Below are 19358 nucleotides of genomic sequence, written 5' to 3' on the forward strand. Positions count from 1 at the left end.
GTATTGTTTTGTTTGTTTCCTAATCACGACTTTGGAGTGATTTAATCCCCTTCGGGGCAAGGGGCTTTGTGGGACAAACGGCAGTTTGTCGGACAAAGACACACCTTGCTGATGTAGAAAATGGGATTATAAGCCCATGCCGTGTTACTGCATTCATTGAATACAGTAACTCAGCGTAGGCTTGCATTCGAGGAATGCAGTACTTCAGAGTTTCCGCCATCTTTCCACATCATCTTTGTATTGGTCGAGATGTTCTCGAAGTACCTGCTCCACATATCCTGAAACGCTTGCTCCCTGCTCACCAATTTTCCTCACCACGAAGTCCAACTTTCGTTGAGTTTCCTCTGATATATACACGGCTTTGCGGTGACTGTTGCGAAAGGGCTGGAGATATTTCCCCTGAAACTCGGATAATTGCTTCCTGTTCTTTGTTTTTCCCATTCGTTGATGATTGGTAGAAGTAGCCCTTTCCGTTGGTGACAACTCTGTTTCTTGATAGGACGGTTGAGAATAGTCCTTGTGACTCTCCTTGTCATTTTGTTCCTCAACTTTAACAGGCTCAAATCTTTTCTTTTCCTCTTCATAATCTATGGGCTGATCAAAATCGGGCAACTCTTCGGGCTTGCGGAGCTTAACGCCATAAATGCCCATATCTCGAAGGGCTTGTTCCAGACGTTGTTTCCTTTGTTCATCTATTCTTGCCATAATTTCTTGGGTATTGCGTTATAATGCCTTTCAAGCATTGTCTGTATGTCGCTCTGCTTGTATAGTATCTTCCCTCCGATTTTGTAGAAAGGAAGTATTCTTGCATTTCTGTACTCTTGGAGCGTGCGTGTGCTGAGCCGTAATTGGCTGCAAACCTCCTCGCCCGAAAGGTAAACTTCACCATTCAGCATCGGACGGGCGGTAGCGCAATAACGCTCCAATTTCTTCAATGTACTCTCCATCAACTGAGAAAACATCTGCATCTGAGGGTCTTCCTGCGTAATGATTTCATTCTCCGCCATAATTCATTCATTGTTTGCGTTCAGCAACTCCGTGATGTCGCTCTCCTTGTAATAGCATTTATGTCCAATCATGGAGAAAGAGATTTTCCCCGTATCTCTGTATGATTGCAGGGTACGTTTGCTGATGCCCAAACGCTTGCACACAGCTTCGTTGTCGAGCCATTCGTCCGTTTCGGGCGGATTGCCGATGAGCTTCTCTACACGATGGATAAAGTCTGCAAATTCGGAGCAGTGTCGCTCCCACGCTTTGCGGTCGATGATAATGAGTTTCATTGCCTTGATTTTGTTTTGATTACTTTATTGTTACTCGGCAAACAAGCTGTTATGCAGTCCATTGCCGTACTTATCGAGTGCAAAAGTAAACCCTCGGAAGCACCGCTGCAAGAAATGAGGATAAGCAGGGAAATGTCAGGAAAACAAGAGAAAAAACAAAGGAAATGCGTCAGTGTTATTGCGGTAATGAGATGAGGAACCGGCTCTTTCCTTTTTTGTTCGAGAATATAAGTGCTATATCTGTCGTCTGATTGGGAGGGTTCGCAAAACAGTGGATTACAGTTGGGAACAGCGCCTTGCGTCCAAAGAGCCTGAGTATGCCGTATTCTTGTCGTGCATATACTCTATACGGCAGTCCTACCCTGCAAGGTTGGGAGAGATGAATACAACCGCACGGATATTGAGGATGGCAGTACCGACTTGAAAAAGAAAAATCCTACGGTGGAGATTCTTCTCTCCATCCGCAGGACTTGACCTTGCAGGGCAGATTGGCTGCCATCGTACCTTTGCACGATAAGAAACGGCATCAGGGACTTTGCGTGCGCTTTTACTTACAACTACTTCGGGCTTGCTTCCTCCGCCTGTCTGACCGTTGGTAGCTTATTGCTCTCGATGAGCAGCACAATCGTGCCTGTGAGTTCGGTGTAAAGACGGTCGTATTGTCCGCTTGTGACAAATGTGTCCGTCAAACCGAACTTGTCGAATGTGGCTTGAACAGCCTTGTTCGACAACAATATGCGTGCAAACTTCTCGGGGAGCGGTGCAGGCAGTTCCATTTCAAACTCGTTTTCCAAGACAGAAATAAGCGTGTCATACTTGGAAAAGTGCAAACCTTGATACAACACCTCACTTGCCATACTCTCTGCTTCGAGGTGCGAAAAACCTTGTACCACGGCATCGCAATAAGCAGCGAGAGCCATGTCTGCCCGTGCCGTGATAAATTCCGTGTCTTTCAATCTTTCTGGGTGGTGCTCCCTCATAAAACTTCTTAACTTCAACCGAAAGTAGGAAAGTTCCTGTTTGATGTCCCGTTTTTTATTCATGATTTTTGGTGTTAAATGTGATAGTTACTGCTGAATTGAATGTCTTTTGTTTTTATTTCATTCCTCATGTCTACGTTGCAATATGTTCTGCCGTGCAATCGACTTGCAATAACCCTCAAAGGCTGAATGCTCCCTGTCAGTGAGTGCAGTCATATCCTCTTGTATCTTATGGTCGGTTATCTTTCCGTAGATTTGTGTCGTACCTATATTGCTGTGTCCGAGCATCTTGCTGAGCGTTTCCATCGAAATACCATTGGAAAGGCAAATCGTGGTTGAGAATGTGTGGCGAGCCATGTGAAAGGTCAAGCCCTTATCTATCCGGCATATCTGCCCGATGTTCACACACGCAAAGGATGCTTTCCTTATTGTAAGATTGGGAAATATCAATTCGTCTGCTTTCTTGTCCTTGATATAAAGCGAAAGGATTTGGTTGGCAATGGGCAGGAGTGGAATGATGGCTTCCACGTCTGTTTTCTGCCTTTTGATGCGGATTTCCTCCGTACCATCTGCATTACGGATGATATGCTTCGGTTTGAGCCGTTGCATATCCACACGAGCCAATCCTGTAAAAGCGCAGAAAAGAAAGAGTTGCCTTGCTCGCTCAAACTGTCTGTCAATGATGGGAGTTTGCAGTACCCGCTGCAGTTCCTCTGTTGTGAGATACCTGCGTGTGCGGTGTGGCAGTTCTGCCTTGTAATCCACAAATGGATCGATGCGGATGTATTTCTTCTGCTGACCGATGCCGATGAGCTTTCTAAGGAAGATGACCGCTACCTGAATAGTGGCAAGAGAAAGGTTGCGCTCTGATTTAAGATAGAAGTCCAGCCCCTCGATAAAGCCATAGTCCAACAGGGAGTAACGAATATCCTCTAATCCTAAGCGTTCACGCAAATAACCCTCTATGAGTTGTGTGGAATAGATGTAGTTGGCAAAGGTCGGCTTGGCTACCGTTATTCCTACACAAGGACGCTTTTCCTCTATGAAAAGTCGTGCTTCCTCCATAAGAAAACCTTTGGGATTGTCTTCTTCCATGAGTTCACGCTTCAGCAACTCAGCGGTAATATAGCCACGTTGCCAGACTAATTCTTGATACTTCGCTTTGGCTTGTTCCTCTTTGGTTTGCAAATAGCGGTTAATTTCCTTTGTTTCTCCTCCTGTTCCCTTGCACCGTCCCTTACGACTGTCCCAAAGTTCGGGAGCGATTTCCTTGCCCGTGCTGTATTGCACCTGCTCACCGTCTATGGTGATGCGTCCCATAATCGGGCATTTGCCGTTCTTTTTCTCTTTGGAGCGATTGATATAGAATAGTGTCTTGAATGTACTTCGTGCCATAATGTCAAAGTTTTAAGGTGAATGTATCTTGTATTCGCTGCTGTATCGCTTGCATATCCCGATGGATTCTTTCGGAGGAAACCGCTGCATATACCTGTGTTGTTCTCAGGTTGGTGTGTCCGAGCATACGGCTCACCGTTTCGATAGGTACACCTGCCGAGAGCGTGATAATCGACGCAAAGGTATGGCGAGCCATATGAAAGGTTAGCGGAGTTCCCATGCCGATGTTTCGTTGTATGTAGTGCATGCCATTGAGGACAATGTCGATGGTCGGCACGTCAAAGACAAAGCCTGCCCTTATCCCTCTATAACGATTCATGATAGTCAGCGCAGGGGGAAGCACCTGTACACGGTACGGTGTCTTGGTCTTCATGCGTCTACCCTTGATGCAGAGTTCCCCCTCTTCCAAAACAATGTTTTCCTCACGAAGATTGCGGACATCTGAGATTGCCAGACCTGTGAAGCAGGAGAAGACGAACAAATCACGCACAATGCGGTAATTCTCCCACTCAATCTCCAAGTCAATTATCTTTTGTAGTTCGTCTTGCGTGATGCATCTCGGCTCTCCCTTAGGGCGTTCATAGCTGTAACCAAAGAAAGGATAGAAATCCGGGACGCCTTTCTTCACCGCCATACGGACAATGGTCTGCAAGGTAGATAGGGCGCTTGATATGCTGCTGCGTTTCAGCTTGCGGTCGATGGTGAGATAATACTCGAAGCCCTCGATAAAGGATTTGTCCAGTTGTGAAAGTGGAATGTCGCTTACCCTGTGTTTCTTCTGCACATACTCATGGAGCAGGGAGAGCTGGTAGGTACGGAGCTTGAATGTCTTTAATTCTCGGTCGATACCGATACGTTCCTTTGTCTGTGTGAGATACTCGCTGAAACTCTCCAAGAGCAAGGCTTGACGGTGGATTTGTCCCTGATAGGCATCCCTCACATCGGTGGCGGTAAAAGATTCTTCCCTTTCACTGAGTTCGTGAAAGCGTGAGTGGATGAGTGCAGTACATTCACCGAGTTTCTGATTGACGGACACCGCCATTGCACTCTTGCCGACGAGCCGTTGCTTACGACTGTCCCAAAGAGTGAGCGGAGTCTTGCACTTGGTAGAAAAGCCAGAATGGGTTCTGCCAACTGAGATGCGCCCGATAACAGGCACAAGTCCTTTCTTGTCGGTTCGTTTCGCCTGAACGAAGAACGATACTTTGAGTTTGTTTTCCTTCATTTTTCTGTCGTTTTTTCTAAATTTCCTTTGCTTGCAAAGGTACAGATGAACAAGTATTCCTGAGCGATGCAGAAAAATGAAAGATGAAGAATAAAAACCTATGACACAGTTGTTTACATTCAATTCGTAACCCCTTTTTGCTTTTTCCCTGATGGGTTACGATTTGGTAACGGAACTCCTGCCGTTTGATGCTCGTTTTTGCTAATCCCCATAATGGCAGGAAAATGCTAAATAATGATATTTCAAATAGTTACATTCCCTATATTTCCCTCTGTTTCCCTTAATTCTTAATGACTGATTATGCCCGCAAGATGAGCTTAGATTTACGCATGATTGATGAAAATAGTTACTCAGACCATATCGACAACAAGGCAAGCCACTGTGCGAAACTACTCAATGACTACTATCGGAAGTATGATGCACAAAAAGGTACGCAGTTTGTGTTCTCTGATTTGGGCACTTATAAGCCAGGTGGAGACTTCAATGTCTATTCGGAAATCAAGCGCAAGCTGGTAGAAGACTATCATATCCCTTCCTACGAAATACGCTTTATCCAAGAGTGTAAGAACGAGAAGGCAAAAAAAGCGATGGTAGATGCGATGAACCGTGGAGATTTTCGTATTATTTTCGGCTCTACATCCATGTTGGGTACTGGTGTGAATGCTCAGCAACGTGCCGTAGCGGTCCATCATTTGGACACGCCTTGGCGACCTTCGGACTTAGAGCAGCGTAACGGACGAGCTGTGCGCAAGGGAAACCTTATTGCCAAAGAATTTGCGGACAACAAGGTCGATGTCATCATCTATGCTGTGGAACGCTCGTTGGACAGTTACAAGTTCAACCTGCTACACAACAAACAGCTCTTCATCAATCAGCTGAAGACCAACACGCTCGGCAGTCGTACCATTGACGAGGGTTCGATGGACGAGGACAGTGGCATGAACTTCTCAGAGTACGTGGCCGTACTTTCGGGTAATACCGACCTTTTGGAAAAAGCAAGACTTGACAAGAAGATTATCACCTTGGAATCCGAGCGCAAGAACTTTCTCCGTGAGCGTGATGCCGCAACGGGCAAGTTGGCGGAGATTGACAGCTCCGTGTCTTTCCATTCAGACAAGATTAAGGAAGTCAAGGAAGATTTTGCGTGCTTTGAAAAGCGTGTGGAACGTGATGCAGATGGCAATCCCATCAACAAACTGGTCATCAAAAGTGTGGAGGACAGCATGGACGTCAAGGTCCTTGCCGCACGCCTACAGAAGATTAACGATAAGGCACGCACTAAAGGCGAGTACAATAAAATCGGTGAGATTTATGGCTTTTCCATCATGGTGAAGACGGAGAGTACCTCAAAGGACTTATTTGACTGCTCCGTGAACCGTTTCTTTGTCAAAGGGCAGGAGAGTATCTACTACACCTATAATAACGGTAAGTTGGCTACGGACCCGAAACTTGCATGCGAGAACTTCTTGGGCGCGTTGGGGCGCATCCCGAAAGTGATTGAGTCGCACGAGAAGGAGAAAGAGAAGGTTGCTGCCAACAAGGAAATCTACACTGCTATTGCTAATGGGACGTGGAAGAAAGAGGACGAGCTTCGCTCGCTCAAAGGGCAGTCGGCAGAGTTGGACAGAAAGATTGCCTTGACGATTACTGCGAACAAAGAGGATAAAGAGGAACAGGAAAATAGTCTGTCCGATAATGAGATTTCTACATCAATAAAAAATGGCAATGAGCAGGCGCAAGAAGCGGATAATCGCTCACTGGGTTTTCGTCCGAAATGGCGGCTCTAAACATATAATTCTGAAACAAAATGCCCCAAAGGTTAGATACAAAACTTTTGGGGATTTTCGATAAATTTTTCAGGTTTCCCCTTACTTAGAGCTCTTTATTTTCTAAATGTTTAATTCTCTTGCCGTCCTAAATCAATATTTTCTATTGAGTGGAGAATCTTGGTGAAAGAGGTTTTTATATTGTCTGGTGATGGTATCGTTCGGTATGCGATTTTAGATAAATTCTCAATATATTTCGGTGTTAGAGAACTCCATATATTTTCAAAGTCTTTTATCAAGGGAGATTGATTTAGGCTGTTTAAAAGTCTCCAACCTTGTGGCTCATCAAAGGCTTGCTGATCGTGTCTTATCAATGTTGTCAAATCTGAAACAAACGCATCGCTGGAAATATAGTTTTGTAATTGTTCTATACTTAGGAGTGCATCCAAATCATAGAAGTGACGCACTTTAGATGTCAATGATGCCAATGGGGTGTCGCTCATTGAAAAACGAATGAGCGATACGACTTTCTCACATAAGGTTTGTCTGAGTGACAGCACATTTAATTCAAAGGGGGCAAGATTATACTGTTCTATAAAGTTGCTCATTCCCTTCTTTCTCAGAAATGTAGTTACAAACGGCTCAATTATTCGTCTCTCGTGGGGAAATGGATTGGCAAATGCACTGATTTCCACTATAATTCTTGCGGGTACAGGGTTGGATAATTCGTCCAATCCTACTTGAGTTTCATAGAGAAAAGCCTGTTTCCGATATTTTGAGCCTTTGGAAATATCTCCAAAACATCGATCCTCCTTCAAGTTGGCTGTAACTTCTTTCATTAGGTGTGAAAGTAACATCTTTACTTGATTACCACTCATATTTTCGCTTATGACTGCAAAATCCACGTCCTCGGAAAATCTGTTTATCAGTTGATAAGCCTTAGACAAGGATGTTCCACCTTTGAATACTATCTGTTCGGTATAGCTACTTTCATAAAGAGCGCGGAGTATGGACGAGATGTAGTAATCCTTCTCTACCAGTTGGATGGGAATGGCCAGTTCCTCAGAAGTTGCATGAATCAGGTCTCTAAAGTTTTCTTTTTCCAAATGCAGTTGTTTGTCTATTGTATGTTCCATTGTTCTTTTGCAAGTGATGATGAAAGTCCAATTCTAAATTGCGTTAGCGGACTAAGCGATTGATATAATTTATCTGTCAGTGATTTGTCAGAAAGCATCGAGCCAAGTAGTGCACGGGTTAAAGGAGAGTATTGCATAGAAAGCTCTACAATCCGTTCCTGTTCTTTTTTAGAATATGCCTTTACCAAGTTTTTTAACTGAGAATAGGATTGGTCAACAGTTGTGTCGGGTATCTTTTTTATCCATTTAAGGCAGTCCAGCAGGCGCAGCATATCAATGTTGTCTTTGTTTATCTCATTTTTCTGTATTACAAACCGGACTGCATACATACCTCGTTTTCTATTTCGACGGGGGAAGTTCGTTCCTATTTCAAGAGTGGTGGATTGCTGCGTGGTAAGTCCCAACAAGTTGAAAGCATAGAATCCTGTCAGATAACCTATAGGGCGATTATCTTTGTATAACAAATCTCGAAATCTTTCGTCCATAGTAGGCCCGACCTCTCCGAAGCGTGTTATTTTAGGTTTATAGTAGAGTCCCGGACTGAGCCGCTCTATTTCTCCTTTTTCCACAAGTCTTCGTAAAGTCATTACTGCTGCTTGATGTTCGGTGTGCAAAAGCCCTAAGTCTTCTAACTTAAAGACTTTTCCCATTTCAAATTCTGATATTTTTTTCTTGATTCCCTTGCTTGTCATATAAGTCAATCTTGGTGCAAAGATACTAATTTTGTTATGTAACTGCAAGCATTTACATAACAAAACATGTATCCTAATCGTGAAAGATGATTACCAACCGTCACGCTTGCGTAGCATCTCGTCTATTTCTTCACGAAGGAAAAGAAGTCTTCCATTAGCTTTTAGGTATGGTATCTTATGGGCCCAAACCCAGTTGTAAATGGTTTTCTGTTCCACTTTGAGAATTTTCGACACGTCAATGATGTCAAGATACTCTGGTTTAAGAGGCGGATGAATAGTTGTATCAACGGACTACTCTTTCAGTACGAGTAGTTGGTCGATCTTATTCTCAACAGTTCTCAATCTGTCAAACAATCGCTTGCACCAATCATTCTCTGTTGTTTGTTCTAAGTATGGCATAGTTCACCCTTTTGATAGTTACCATTTGTGTCCTGCGACAATATACGCTGCTCTTTCATATAGGCAATGTACTTCTTTGCTGTTCGGTCTTTGATCTCCATTTCACGCATCAATACATCACATAACTCTTGGTATGAAAGTCTTACTTTAGTACGGAATGCAGATTTTACAACTGACAAAAGTTCATCCGTCTTGCGCTTTTCCTTGTCCTCTTTCGATTTCTCACCACGGTAAACGTGCATATCTGCTTGTTTGTCCCAACCGAAAAGCATCATCGGTACGTCCAACGGACTTCCGTCACGGACTTTCAATGCCTTTACAACCGAGTATTCGGGATTATCGTCTTTCTCAATAGAGAGAATACCCGCAGCCTTACGCTGTAATTCAGATCCAATATGTCCACGCAACTTAATACCGTTAGGAAAAAAATGAAGCACGCAAATTATGCAGGTGTTGTAGATTCCTGCCAAGCGATAGAGTTCATCCACAATGGCGATACTGTCCGTTTCGTCATTGGCAGAGCGTATCAAGTCTGCAATTCCATCAATGACTACAAGGTGAATGCCACCGTGCTTGTGATGGAACAAGTCCATGCTCTCACGAATAATTTTCAGTCTGTCCTTGCGGGATAACGATGCCAAGTAGAGCGAATGGTAGAACTCTGGAACAGTCTTTACTCCTGCACGACGAAGTGTCTTTCCCAAGTTCTTGTGCAGTTGTGCTTCAGACTGCTCCGTATCATAGTGAAGAACCGCTAAGCCTTTTGGGTTAGCAGTTATCTCTAATCCCAATGTCTGTTCAGCTTGTAATCGTTCCGAACCAAGTGTGCCAGAAAGAATTCCAGAAATATAGTTACTCTTACCTGTTCCTTCTCCACCAGTGATGAATATGATATCTCCTTTACTGGGCAACTGTTGGAAGCCAAAGACATAATCGGTCACTTTCTCGCCACCATAAAGAAAGCGTAGCTTGCTTTTGGGGCGATAGATCTTTACAAACGTCCTCATATTGTAAGCAAACATCGGCTCTTCATGTGTCGCTCCTAATGTAAACGGCTTGCCCTGATTGGAGATAGACTCATAATGGGCAAGCGACTTTACATGAAAACGTTGTAAGGTATTGGAATCAATACCATATTGTTGCCAATATTTCATTTCCTCGATACTAAAAGATTGCTCTATCAGTTTATACCACTTCTTCTCTTCCATTAACTTTGGTTGGTCTGCAGGTTGTGAAATAGTCGGTTTAGGCGGTTTCATTATCATAGCTCGTTGTTCAAAGCGTTCTTGCTTTCCTATGTAGATTTTTAGTTGCAAGTCTCGAATAATAGTTTCAAGTACCTTAACAAAATCTTTCTTCACATCCAGTCCAATCATTGTGGCAGCAAACCAAAAACAATCTCCAGAATAAGCATCATTTCCAAAGTCTTTCATGCGATAGCAGTCTGACTTTTTATCAAGATATATATTGCATGAAGCACGTTTATCGTCATACAAAGGGTTACGGAAATTACGCTTAATCACGAAATCAATAGGCATATAGAAACAGAATATTTCAAGTCCTTTGTTGGTACGCAATAATATTTCTTCTTTGATGTTCATAGCTCTTCGAATAAGGTTTGAGATTCTCCCATATAGCCTTTTAGCACACCTTCCTTGTAAGCGTTTAAACGCTGCAAAGCCTCTAAACGACGAAAGCCGTTGAATGTGGCTCTACCCGTCTTGACAGAGAGATAGAGTCCTTTAAATGGATAAATTACATGGTTACTTGATACATACCTATACGGAATTGAGTTAGATTCCCTCCATCTTGCAAGTGATGCCTTTGATATTCCAAGCAGGTGCAGAACATCTGCCGAACTCAACTCAATCTTTTCCTCCAAAACGGAATAATCAAGCTTTAGCTCCCTGATAAAGCAGGCTATCTGTTTGAATTCTTCACGAAGTGCTTGAAGTTCATTTATTAAGGAGAGTGTTTCGTGGTGTTCCATCTTCTTTAAGTAGGATTTGGCAAAGATTAATAATAGCTGATAAAAATGGTTCTTCTGTTAAATGTGTGGACGCTTTTCGTATTGCTTTAACAGAAGAACCATAGCTACTCATTAAACAAAAACATGGCTACGACAGTCAACTATCTATCCTATTATTATCCTCTGTCATTGAAAATCTTTTCGTTTTAAGACTTCGAAAATCTGCAGACAAGAGGTTTGAAAAATCATTACATAATTTCAAAGAAAACATCTATAACTAACGCAAAAACACACATAAGAAGCTGGTTTGCAATAAACAGAAAGTCAAGTAGTTACCAAGTAGTAAAGTAAAAGGTGCTTAATAGGACTTCAAAAGGGCGTTAGTAATAGCCTTAAAGGGCATCTTTTGCAACCCAAAAGGGCGTCTTTTAAAAGCCAAAAGAGCATGTGTTGGGTTTGAGTTGTACGAAAATAATTTACAAATATAATTTAATAAGGGAATAAGCAGGTTGTAGATGACAGATAGACATCGAACCTAATTACATTTATCATGTAGTTTATCCCCCTTTATAAAACCATCTAATTGGAGGTAAGCTTATCATGTATGTGGATTAATCTCATTCTATTAACATTCTACACATTTAACGGAAGAGCCATAAAAATGGTTTCATTAGATGTTCTTTATCGTGACTTGTTAGGTGTTTCTTGAAATCCTCCATGAAGTTAAAAATTTTTATTCCGCACTCGGCATAACCGCCATCAGCACCTTAATCAATTTATCTTGCTCAATAGTTTCATAAAAACGTTCACATGAGTCTTAGGCTCAATCATTGACTCTATGGTTCCCAAAGGAAGATGGATAACCAGAACTTTCTTCCCCAAGCCTGCTACACACTTTCGATATGTGCTAAATCTTATATCCTTTTCCATCTTGCAAGCCTTAAGGAAATTTGAATACTCGATGCCACTTATATGAGCAGCTTCTTTTGCATTCTCACATAAAAGAACTAAATTCTCAAGTGTAGGGCTACTAATATAAAGATGCCCTTTGGGTTTTAATTTGTTTTTTATTAGCCATAATATATATAATTGTAATTATTATGGCTGCAAAGTTCCTAATGAAACAGGTTTTAGATAGAATATTAAAATACCATTTTCTGGTAGTATAATACCATTTTACGTGTTGATAATCAACGGTATAAAATATAAGGTAGGGGCCCTCAGTGCAAGGTGCAAGACCTATCTATATATATAGGCTTGCACCTTGCACTGAAAATTGTAGCCAAAGAATCTATAAAACATTTTCTATCAAATATTTGGAGGAAGTTCATTTTTTTTAGTACTTTTGAACCCAAGAAATGCAGGAGTGTATTTCAAGCAGCAATGTCTGCATGTATTCTCCAAATACTCTGTTGTGGCTACAATCGGGCTACACAGAAAAGAAGAAAGTTTATAAAAGACTATGATACAAGGATTTGCAAGGAAAATTCATTTTCCTCTCTCCGCAAACAAGGGTGTAAATCAGCAAGTTATGCGATTTACACCCCTTATTACACCCACAAAAAAGTAAGATTGAGTGTTTTCTATTTGACTAGTCACAAGTATAGCTTAAATTGTAAAAAAGAGTGGTGGACCATATTCTTTCTTTGAGCAAGTCTCACTCATCACAGCCTTTTCCTATCCAACATCTCCAAATTCTCAAAAACTTCATCAAACCAACGTGTCTTTTTCAACTCATACCCAACCTTTCTCGCTTCTTGAAATATGTATTTATTGAAAGGAAACACTTGATTTAATTCAAACTCTTCCTTATACTCAATATAGCTATTTATTAGATAAGCCAAATCCAACTTCTCGGCAGCAAAGAATTTTTCTATTCTCATCAACTGCTCAATATTCACCATCACTACATCCTTCACTTCGTAATCTGCTGAAACTTTCTTTTCACTAATGATTCGTTGAAACTCTTTATTCAGCAAATAACTCGGGTCTTCTACATCAAAACAATCATCGAAGTACACTATCACGGGGTAGATAAATTTCACACCATTAGCGGCCCACTTATCAACTTCGCTCAATATGCTTGGTATCTTTTTGCCAATCACATTTGCCAACTGCCACCCCTTTCGCATGCCCCTTGGAATTTGTGACATACTTCTCAAAAAATGTTTTTTTTATCGTCTCATAATCACCGCTTAATTTCATTTTTGCAGCCATCTGAACATCCTTACATCCAAATACGAATACCCTATTTCGATATCTCAGATAATAATCTGGCATTCCCTTCCCTAGAGTATTTTCCAGTTCTTCTCCACTATAATTCACATAATTCAAACCAAAACATCTTTTCATCAAGGAGTAAAAGAAGAATCGTTCCGAGAACTCCTCACCCAAAAACTGTACGTTGTCAAACAAAAGTGCATGCGAAAATGTCCGTATACGGTTTTGCAATGAAGAACCTTTGCTGTGAAGAACGATAAAACTGGAAGCATATACCATTGACAACCAGTCTTAAGCTTATAAAGAATGTATGGAATTACCTCTTACAGTCTACTTTGGCAAATATATCCACGTTTTACAACTGATAAATGAGGTAGAATTTCATTTTTATTGTATCTTTGTATAGTACTTTGTACATGAGAAGATTTTGAGGCTTGGTTTGCTAATACAAAGATAAGAAATCCTCTCGATTTTAACAAAATAAAAAGTCAAGACAACTTCAATATAAAAAAGTAATAGGAATCGTTATAGGGCTTGCCATCGGCTTCTTCCTGGGTATCGACGATCTGATAACTCGTCTTTCCAGGACCTTCGATAAGACAAGGTAGCAGCTTTACGATGGAAGCGGCAACGTGATGCGCAGGGTGGAGAGCTTGAAGGGACTCGGCATAACGCTGAAGAAGCAAACCAAGGGACTGGAAGAAATTAATACATTGGAGCGATAAATGAAAAATAAAGGCTTATCATATTTCCTAAGATTACAGGTTGATTTCCTGTGGCTCTTGTGCATGGTGCTGTGTTCGCAGCTCCATGCTCAGGAACATTTGACCCGCAATATGCTGATGTTGTCGAATCTCAATACGGACAATGGGCTCTCCAGTGCCCGTGTGTATTCGATAGTTGAGGCTGAGGATGGTGCTATGTGGATCAGTACCAAGCGAGGCGTTGACAGGTACAATGGTCAACAGGTACGGAACTATACCTTGGCTACGGATATGCAGTTTAGTGATGCCAGTGGCAGAAACATCAAGTTGACTAAGGATAGCCAACAGCATATCTATGCCTATGATAATAAAGGAAAGATCTATATATATAATAAGGTGAAAGACACATTCCAACTCCAGGTCAATCTGATGAATGTGCTTGGAGGAAGTGTGGTGCTCAATGACTTGCTGGTCGATGACAAGGGATGCTTTTGGATGGCATTGGATAGGGGAGTGTATAGGATGGCTCCTCTATCTATTGCTGGTAGCAAAGACAAAACAGCGTATAGTTCGCCGAACAAAGGAAAATACATTCTGAAGAACACATATGTCAATCATATCCGATTCTTCGGCAAACAATTATTGATAGGTTCTCCTTCGGGAGTCTTCGCCTATTCACAAAATGCAGCCCAGCCTCGATTGCTCTTGCGAGGGTATTCCGTGCTTTCGTCTTATCACGACGTGAAGACTCATCAGATATGGTTGGGAACTTTCCATCGTGGCATTCTCTTGCTCGATGACAGAACATGGAAGCCATTGTCTTCTCTCGCGCAATTCTCATCCTTATCAGATATTCCGCTCATCCCTGTTCGTTCCATTATCCCCTATGATGCAGCCACCATCTTGATGGCAGTGGATGGAGCAGGTGTCTATGCCTACGACAAGAAGACTTGTAAGACGAATCTACTTTTGAATACGGATGGCAGACCGGAAAATGTATTGCATGGCAATGGCGTCTATGCCCTTTGCAAGGACCATCTTGGCGACCTTTGGATGGGTTCCTATTCGGGAGGTGTGGATATGGCTATTCCAATGGAGCATACCTTGGAGTTTGTGCGCCATGAGTATCTCAACAGCCAGTCGCTTATCAATAATGGTGTGAACGATGTCATGCAGAGCGTGGATGCACAGGGCCGCAATAGCAAGATATGGTATGCTACCGACAAGGGGGTGAGCATCTATGACGAGCAAACCCATCTGTGGCATCATTCCCTATATAATAAGGTGGCGCTTACCCTTTGTCAGACTGCCGATGGCAAGGTCTTGGTGGGAACCTATGGTGATGGCATCTTTCAGGTTCATGCCGATGGAAGCAGTAGTCGGGCTTACTCCGTGTCGAATGGCAAGTTAAAGACCGACTATGTGTATAGCATTTTCAAGGATAGCGAAGGAAGCTTGTGGATAGGTTGTTTGGATGGAGACTTGGTACATATCCCATCATCATTAGAAAAGAATGGAAATGTGGATAACTCCTTTAACTACTTGCCAATCAATGAAGTTCAGAGTATCGTGGAGTCTCCTGATAAGAAGATTATTGCGGTGGGAACGACCCATGGATGTTATCGTATCGACAAGCGAAGCCTTCGTGTCAGTCGATTCTTCTATCCGTCGGAATTTCCGTCAGTCGATTATAATTTCTTTGTCAATGCGATGGATTTTCAGGATGCACGGCATATCTGGATAGCCACCGATGGAGGAGGCTTGTACCTCTACGATTGGCAGAAGCATCAGGTTAAGAACTATACCATCTCGCAGTCTTTGCCTTCCAACACCGTCTATGCCTTGGTCAAGACTCCCATTGGCAAGGTGTGGATGAGTACCGACAAGGGACTGGCTTTCATCGATCATGGAAAGGTGACCAATCTCAACTTCTTCAAGGGATTGGAGCGGGAGTACAAGCGTATGGCTGTGGTCCGAACCCAAGACGGGCGAATGATATTCGGAAGCAGTGAAGGAGCTGTGGTCTTGGCATCCAAGTTTGCCAGAGGATTGAACTACAAGGCTCCTCTTCATATCACGGGTGTTGAGGTGGAAGGAAAGACTTTCGATGAGGCTGCCCAACTGGAAGATTGGAATGCAGAACTCTTCAAGATGTTGCAGACTGGCAAGATGAGCTTTTCACACAGCGAGAATACTCTCATCGTGCATTTCGAGAGCATCAATTACCAGTATCAGCACGACATCCAATACCAGTATTATTTGGAGGGGTATGACCATCAGTGGAGTGTGCCTTCTGCCTACCAGCAGGCTCGTTTCGCCACCTTGCCTCCTGGCAGTTACACCTTGCATGTCAAGGCAATGGGTAGGAGCAACGGACGCATTTTGGGAGAATCCACCTTGCGCATTCATATCGCCCAACCATGGTGGAACTCTTGGTGGGCATGGATTGTCTATCTCAGCATCTTTGGTGCTATCGTCTATTTCGGCTGGGATTACTACAGGGAGCGTTTGCATCGCAAGTACTACGATGACAAGATCAACTTCTTTGTGAATACCGCTCATAACATCCGTACCCCTTTGAGTCTTGTGCTGGCACCTCTTGCCGACTTGGCGAAGGATACTACACTGGGCGATAAGAGCCGAAAGTTCTTGGAGATGGCACTGCATAATGGCGACAAGCTTCTGAGGATGGTGACCGAGTTGCTTGATTTCCAGAAAATAGCCGTAGCGAAGACACAAGTCCACTTGAAGAATGTGGAGCTGTCTGTCCTCTTGCGTCAGCAGGTGGATAAGTTCCAGATGTCTGCCCAGGAGAAACATATCAGTCTTCGGTTGACAACCTGTGGACAGCATACCTTCTCTACCGATCTTTCTATGATGGATTTGATATTCGAGAATCTGCTCTCCAATGCCGTAAAATATACGCCGGTGGGTGGAACCATCACCGTCTCTGTTTCGATCGATGAGGTTGGCAAGCAGGTCTGCATCCAGGTAAGCGATACCGGCATCGGTATCCCGAAATCCGAGGCAAGGCATATCTTCCAGAGTTTTTTCCGTGCCTCCAATGCAGTCAACTCTCAGGAGATGGGTAGTGGCTTGGGCTTGATGCTCACTCGCCAGCTTGTGCAGAAACTGGGAGGAAAGTTAACGTTCGAGAGCGAGGAAGGCAAGGGAACTGCTTTCTTGGTTGTGTTGCCTGATAACGGAAATGTTGATGTTCCCGTTTCTTCCAAGCCAGCAAGTCTGCCAGAAACTTCAGATACCTCCGTGTCTGCCGATGAAAAAATAAAATCAGAGGAATCCCTTAAGGACACGCTCCTTTTTGTAGATGACAACGAAGACCTCCATCAATACATCCGTATGGCTTTCGCTGACCAATATCATGTGGTGGATGTGGAGAGTGGTGAGGCAGCCTTGAACTATCTGGCAGAGAATGGCGAGTGCGACATCGTGGTATCCGATGTGATGATGCCGGGTATGCAGGGCGACGAACTCTGCCGTCGCATCAAGGAAAACAAGGAGACCAGTTGGCTGCCTGTCATTCTCCTGACGGCGAAGGCTGGTCGCGACTTCGTGATAGAAGGCCTAGGCCTTGGAGCAGACGATTACATTGCCAAGCCATTCGACTCTGCCATTCTTGCCAGCAAGATAGCGAGCATGTTGAAGAACCGTTGTCGTCTGAGTCAATACTATATGGAGCGAAGTCTCGCCATCGTCAGAGGAGAGGACTCTGGGCAATCGTCTCAAAAGAGCCTGTTGCCAAGCGAACCTTCCGTGCCATCCGCTTCCGATGAAAAGAATAAATCTTCCGATGAAAAAGAACCGGAATTGGATCCGATGGACCAAGCTTTCGTTGAGAAAGCAACCCGTCTCGTCCTCGATAGCCTGAGCGACACCGACTTCACCATCGACCGCCTTTGCCGGGAGATGGCGATGAGCCGCACCCTCTTCTATGGCAAGTTGAAGACTCTGACTGGGCAAGGACCGCAAGACTTCATACGACTCATCCGTTTGGAGCAGGCAGCCCAGTATCTGAAGCAAGGCGATAGCGTCTTGGATGTCTCTGTGAAGACAGGATTTGTAAACGTAAAGTACTTCAGTACAGTCTTCAAGAAGCATTTCGGGGTGTCACCGAGTAAGTATGAATAAAATGAGCAGTGTAAATTGCTGGTAAAGAAAGTAAAGTTACTACTATCTGATATTCAGTTAGTTATATACAAATGTAAGGTTTCAGACCTGGCGATAAGTCAGATTTGAAACCTTTTTTGTTTGCATTCTAACCTAGTTTTTTCCTCTTTTCTATACTTTTGCAGCCAAGTCTAAACAATAACTCGCAATGAATAAACAATTAAGCATAAACAACAATAAACTTAATAATGAAAAGGAACCTTTTGAAAATCTGCTTGCTATTTGTAAGTATGTTTACTGCATTTTCTTGCAGTGCTAGTCCTTCGGTGGTGGATACGCCTGATACAAGCGAATCGATTCCTACCGCCAAGCAATGGAACAAGGATGTAGTAGGTTGGAATCTCGGCAATGAATTCGAGTGCTCAGCTCCTGGACAGGATGGCGAGTCGATGCAGATTGGCAACCCTGATGGTTCCATTCATGCAGAGACAGCTTGGGGCAATCCCGTTGTCACCAAAAAAATGATACAAGCCGTGAAGAAGGCAGGTTTCAATGCCATCCGTATTCCAATCCGTTGGCAGTGCCACATTACCAATGCTCAGGCGATGAGCATCGACAAGGCTTGGATTGCTCGTATCAAGGAGGTAGTGGGTTGGTGTCTGGATAATGACCTCAAGGTTATCATCAATGCGCATCATGAAAAATGGCTCGAAGGTCGTCCTACCTATCAATATAAGGATGAAAACTGCCAAAAGCTTGCGCTCCTCTGGATGAATATCTCCTCTGAGTTTGCCAATTATGACAGCCGCTTGGCTTTCGCCGGTACCAATGAGGTTCACGTCAGGGACAACTGGAGCAAGCCTACTGCCGAGAACCTCGAAGTGCAGAATGCTTACAATCAGATATTCGTGGATATGGTTCGTGCCACAGGCGGCAACAATGCCAAGCGCCACCTCATCTTACAGACTTACGTTTGCAACCCTTGGTTTGGCATCGAGAATGGAGGATTCATCATTCCGAAGGATGCCGAAGGCAATGGCAACAACTATATGAGTGTGGAATTCCACTACTATCAGCCATGGAGTTATGCCGGCGATTGCGCTTACGATTACTGGGGTGATGCTTACAAGGATGTTGGCAAGATACCTGCTGAAAACGAGAAGACGATGACGGATTTCTTCGATAAGGCGATGAATACCTGGAGCAACAAAGGACTGGGTGTCGTAATAGGAGAATGGGGAGTAACCGACCACTATAAGTCAAACTCAGTGAAAGTGCATGAAAACATGACCTACTACTGTAAGTTCTTGACTACGGAGGCTCGCAAACGAGGCTTCTCTACTTTCGTTTGGGACAACAACCACTTTGGCAACGGCTCTGAGAAGTATGGCGTCTTCGACCGTTTCAAGAGTATGAAGGTGAATGCTCCTTGGATTCTCGAAGGAATCTTTGGGAAAGAATAAT

At 43.3% G+C, this 19358-nt stretch carries 14 protein-coding genes and 3 pseudogenes; 3 read left to right on the forward strand and 14 right to left on the reverse strand.

Annotated elements, in window-relative coordinates; genetic code table 11:
* Positions 1–204: 204 nt before the first annotated feature.
* The 6 genes from HMPREF9141_RS03890 to HMPREF9141_RS03915 form a co-directional block, all read right to left on the reverse strand.
* Entirely contained in the window at positions 205–705 is a 501-nt protein-coding gene (locus HMPREF9141_RS03890) for a DUF3408 domain-containing protein (RefSeq protein ID WP_007367184.1), read from the reverse strand.
* Positions 693–1007: a helix-turn-helix domain-containing protein gene (locus HMPREF9141_RS03895; protein ID WP_007367185.1), complete on the reverse strand. Its 315-nt coding sequence runs from the start codon at positions 1005–1007 to the stop codon at positions 693–695. Before HMPREF9141_RS03895 ends, HMPREF9141_RS03890 begins: the two co-directional genes overlap by 13 nt.
* Positions 1008–1010: 3 nt before the next feature.
* A complete protein-coding gene (locus HMPREF9141_RS03900; RefSeq protein ID WP_007367186.1) occupies positions 1011–1280 on the reverse strand; it encodes a helix-turn-helix domain-containing protein in 270 nt (89 codons plus the stop codon).
* 557 nt (positions 1281–1837) lie between these two features.
* The gene (locus HMPREF9141_RS03905) at positions 1838–2323 is read right to left on the reverse strand and encodes a DUF1896 domain-containing protein (protein ID WP_007367188.1); all 486 of its coding nucleotides are present in this window, start codon (positions 2321–2323) and stop codon (positions 1838–1840) included.
* Between the two features lie 57 nt (positions 2324–2380).
* Positions 2381–3655: a site-specific integrase gene (locus HMPREF9141_RS03910; RefSeq protein ID WP_007367189.1), complete on the reverse strand. Its 1275-nt coding sequence runs from the start codon at positions 3653–3655 to the stop codon at positions 2381–2383.
* A gap of 4 nt (positions 3656–3659) precedes the next feature.
* On the reverse strand, positions 3660–4880 hold the full coding sequence (locus HMPREF9141_RS03915) for a site-specific integrase (RefSeq protein ID WP_040554228.1): 1221 nt from the start codon (positions 4878–4880) through the stop codon (positions 3660–3662).
* A 287-nt stretch (positions 4881–5167) separates the two neighbouring features.
* On the opposite strand from HMPREF9141_RS03915, the pseudogene HMPREF9141_RS03920 reads away from it, so the two are divergent.
* Positions 5168–6667 (forward strand): annotated as a pseudogene (locus HMPREF9141_RS03920) (helicase-related protein); the annotation flags it as partial.
* 110 nt (positions 6668–6777) lie between these two features.
* Here HMPREF9141_RS03920 and HMPREF9141_RS03925 read toward each other — a convergent pair.
* From HMPREF9141_RS03925 to HMPREF9141_RS13780, 8 genes and pseudogenes are all read right to left on the reverse strand, one after another.
* The gene (locus HMPREF9141_RS03925) at positions 6778–7782 is read right to left on the reverse strand and encodes a nucleotidyl transferase AbiEii/AbiGii toxin family protein (RefSeq protein WP_007367192.1); all 1005 of its coding nucleotides are present in this window, start codon (positions 7780–7782) and stop codon (positions 6778–6780) included.
* Positions 7767–8474 (reverse strand): DUF6088 family protein, encoded by a 708-nt coding sequence (locus tag HMPREF9141_RS03930; RefSeq protein ID WP_007367193.1) that lies wholly within the window; start codon positions 8472–8474, stop codon positions 7767–7769. Before HMPREF9141_RS03930 ends, HMPREF9141_RS03925 begins: the two co-directional genes overlap by 16 nt.
* Positions 8475–8564: 90 nt before the next feature.
* Positions 8565–8873, reverse strand: a pseudogene (locus HMPREF9141_RS12715) (helix-turn-helix domain-containing protein).
* Positions 8861–10474, reverse strand: coding sequence for an AAA family ATPase (locus tag HMPREF9141_RS03935; RefSeq protein ID WP_007367195.1), 1614 nt, complete (start codon positions 10472–10474; stop codon positions 8861–8863). The pseudogene HMPREF9141_RS12715 and the gene HMPREF9141_RS03935 overlap by 13 nt, the downstream one beginning before the upstream one ends.
* Entirely contained in the window at positions 10471–10863 is a 393-nt protein-coding gene (locus tag HMPREF9141_RS03940) for a hypothetical protein (RefSeq protein ID WP_007367196.1), read from the reverse strand. The genes HMPREF9141_RS03935 and HMPREF9141_RS03940 overlap by 4 nt, the downstream gene beginning before the upstream one ends.
* 620 nt (positions 10864–11483) lie before the next feature.
* Positions 11484–11920, reverse strand: a pseudogene (locus HMPREF9141_RS13965) (hypothetical protein).
* Between the two features lie 586 nt (positions 11921–12506).
* Positions 12507–12956 carry a hypothetical protein gene (locus HMPREF9141_RS13775; RefSeq protein ID WP_257009553.1) on the reverse strand — a complete coding sequence of 150 codons (450 nt, stop codon included), beginning with the start codon at positions 12954–12956 and terminating at the stop codon, positions 12507–12509.
* Complete coding sequence (locus tag HMPREF9141_RS13780) at positions 12907–13176, reverse strand: hypothetical protein (RefSeq protein ID WP_257009554.1); 270 nt, start codon at positions 13174–13176, stop codon at positions 12907–12909. Before HMPREF9141_RS13780 ends, HMPREF9141_RS13775 begins: the two co-directional genes overlap by 50 nt.
* Before the next feature lie 722 nt (positions 13177–13898).
* Between HMPREF9141_RS13780 and HMPREF9141_RS03960 the strand changes: the two genes are divergently transcribed.
* Positions 13899–17915, forward strand: coding sequence for a hybrid sensor histidine kinase/response regulator transcription factor (locus HMPREF9141_RS03960; protein ID WP_040554438.1), 4017 nt, complete (start codon positions 13899–13901; stop codon positions 17913–17915).
* Between the two features lie 227 nt (positions 17916–18142).
* Positions 18143–19357, forward strand: a complete 1215-nt coding sequence (locus HMPREF9141_RS03965) for a glycoside hydrolase family 5 protein (RefSeq protein WP_007367201.1) — start codon at positions 18143–18145, stop codon at positions 19355–19357.
* Position 19358: the final 1 nt, after the last annotated feature.

It is taken from the genome of Prevotella multiformis DSM 16608 (assembly GCF_000191065.1).
Taxonomy (GTDB): domain Bacteria; phylum Bacteroidota; class Bacteroidia; order Bacteroidales; family Bacteroidaceae; genus Prevotella; species Prevotella multiformis.

Bases quoted from the DNA above. Each gene is read 5' to 3' on its own strand.
- HMPREF9141_RS03890 (WP_007367184.1), bottom strand. From the start codon at position 705: ATGGCAAGAATAGATGAACAAAGGAAACAACGTCTGGAACAAGCCCTT.
- HMPREF9141_RS03895 (WP_007367185.1), bottom strand. From the start codon at position 1,007: ATGGCGGAGAATGAAATCATTACGCAGGAAGACCCTCAGATGCAGATG.
- HMPREF9141_RS03900 (WP_007367186.1), bottom strand. From the start codon at position 1,280: ATGAAACTCATTATCATCGACCGCAAAGCGTGGGAGCGACACTGCTCC.
- HMPREF9141_RS03905 (WP_007367188.1), bottom strand. From the start codon at position 2,323: ATGAATAAAAAACGGGACATCAAACAGGAACTTTCCTACTTTCGGTTG.
- HMPREF9141_RS03910 (WP_007367189.1), bottom strand. From the start codon at position 3,655: ATGGCACGAAGTACATTCAAGACACTATTCTATATCAATCGCTCCAAA.
- HMPREF9141_RS03915 (WP_040554228.1), bottom strand. From the start codon at position 4,880: ATGAAGGAAAACAAACTCAAAGTATCGTTCTTCGTTCAGGCGAAACGA.
- HMPREF9141_RS03925 (WP_007367192.1), bottom strand. From the start codon at position 7,782: ATGGAACATACAATAGACAAACAACTGCATTTGGAAAAAGAAAACTTT.
- HMPREF9141_RS03930 (WP_007367193.1), bottom strand. From the start codon at position 8,474: ATGACAAGCAAGGGAATCAAGAAAAAAATATCAGAATTTGAAATGGGA.
- HMPREF9141_RS03935 (WP_007367195.1), bottom strand. From the start codon at position 10,474: ATGAACATCAAAGAAGAAATATTATTGCGTACCAACAAAGGACTTGAA.
- HMPREF9141_RS03940 (WP_007367196.1), bottom strand. From the start codon at position 10,863: ATGGAACACCACGAAACACTCTCCTTAATAAATGAACTTCAAGCACTT.
- HMPREF9141_RS03960 (WP_040554438.1), top strand. From the start codon at position 13,899: ATGCTGATGTTGTCGAATCTCAATACGGACAATGGGCTCTCCAGTGCC.
- HMPREF9141_RS03965 (WP_007367201.1), top strand. From the start codon at position 18,143: ATGAAAAGGAACCTTTTGAAAATCTGCTTGCTATTTGTAAGTATGTTT.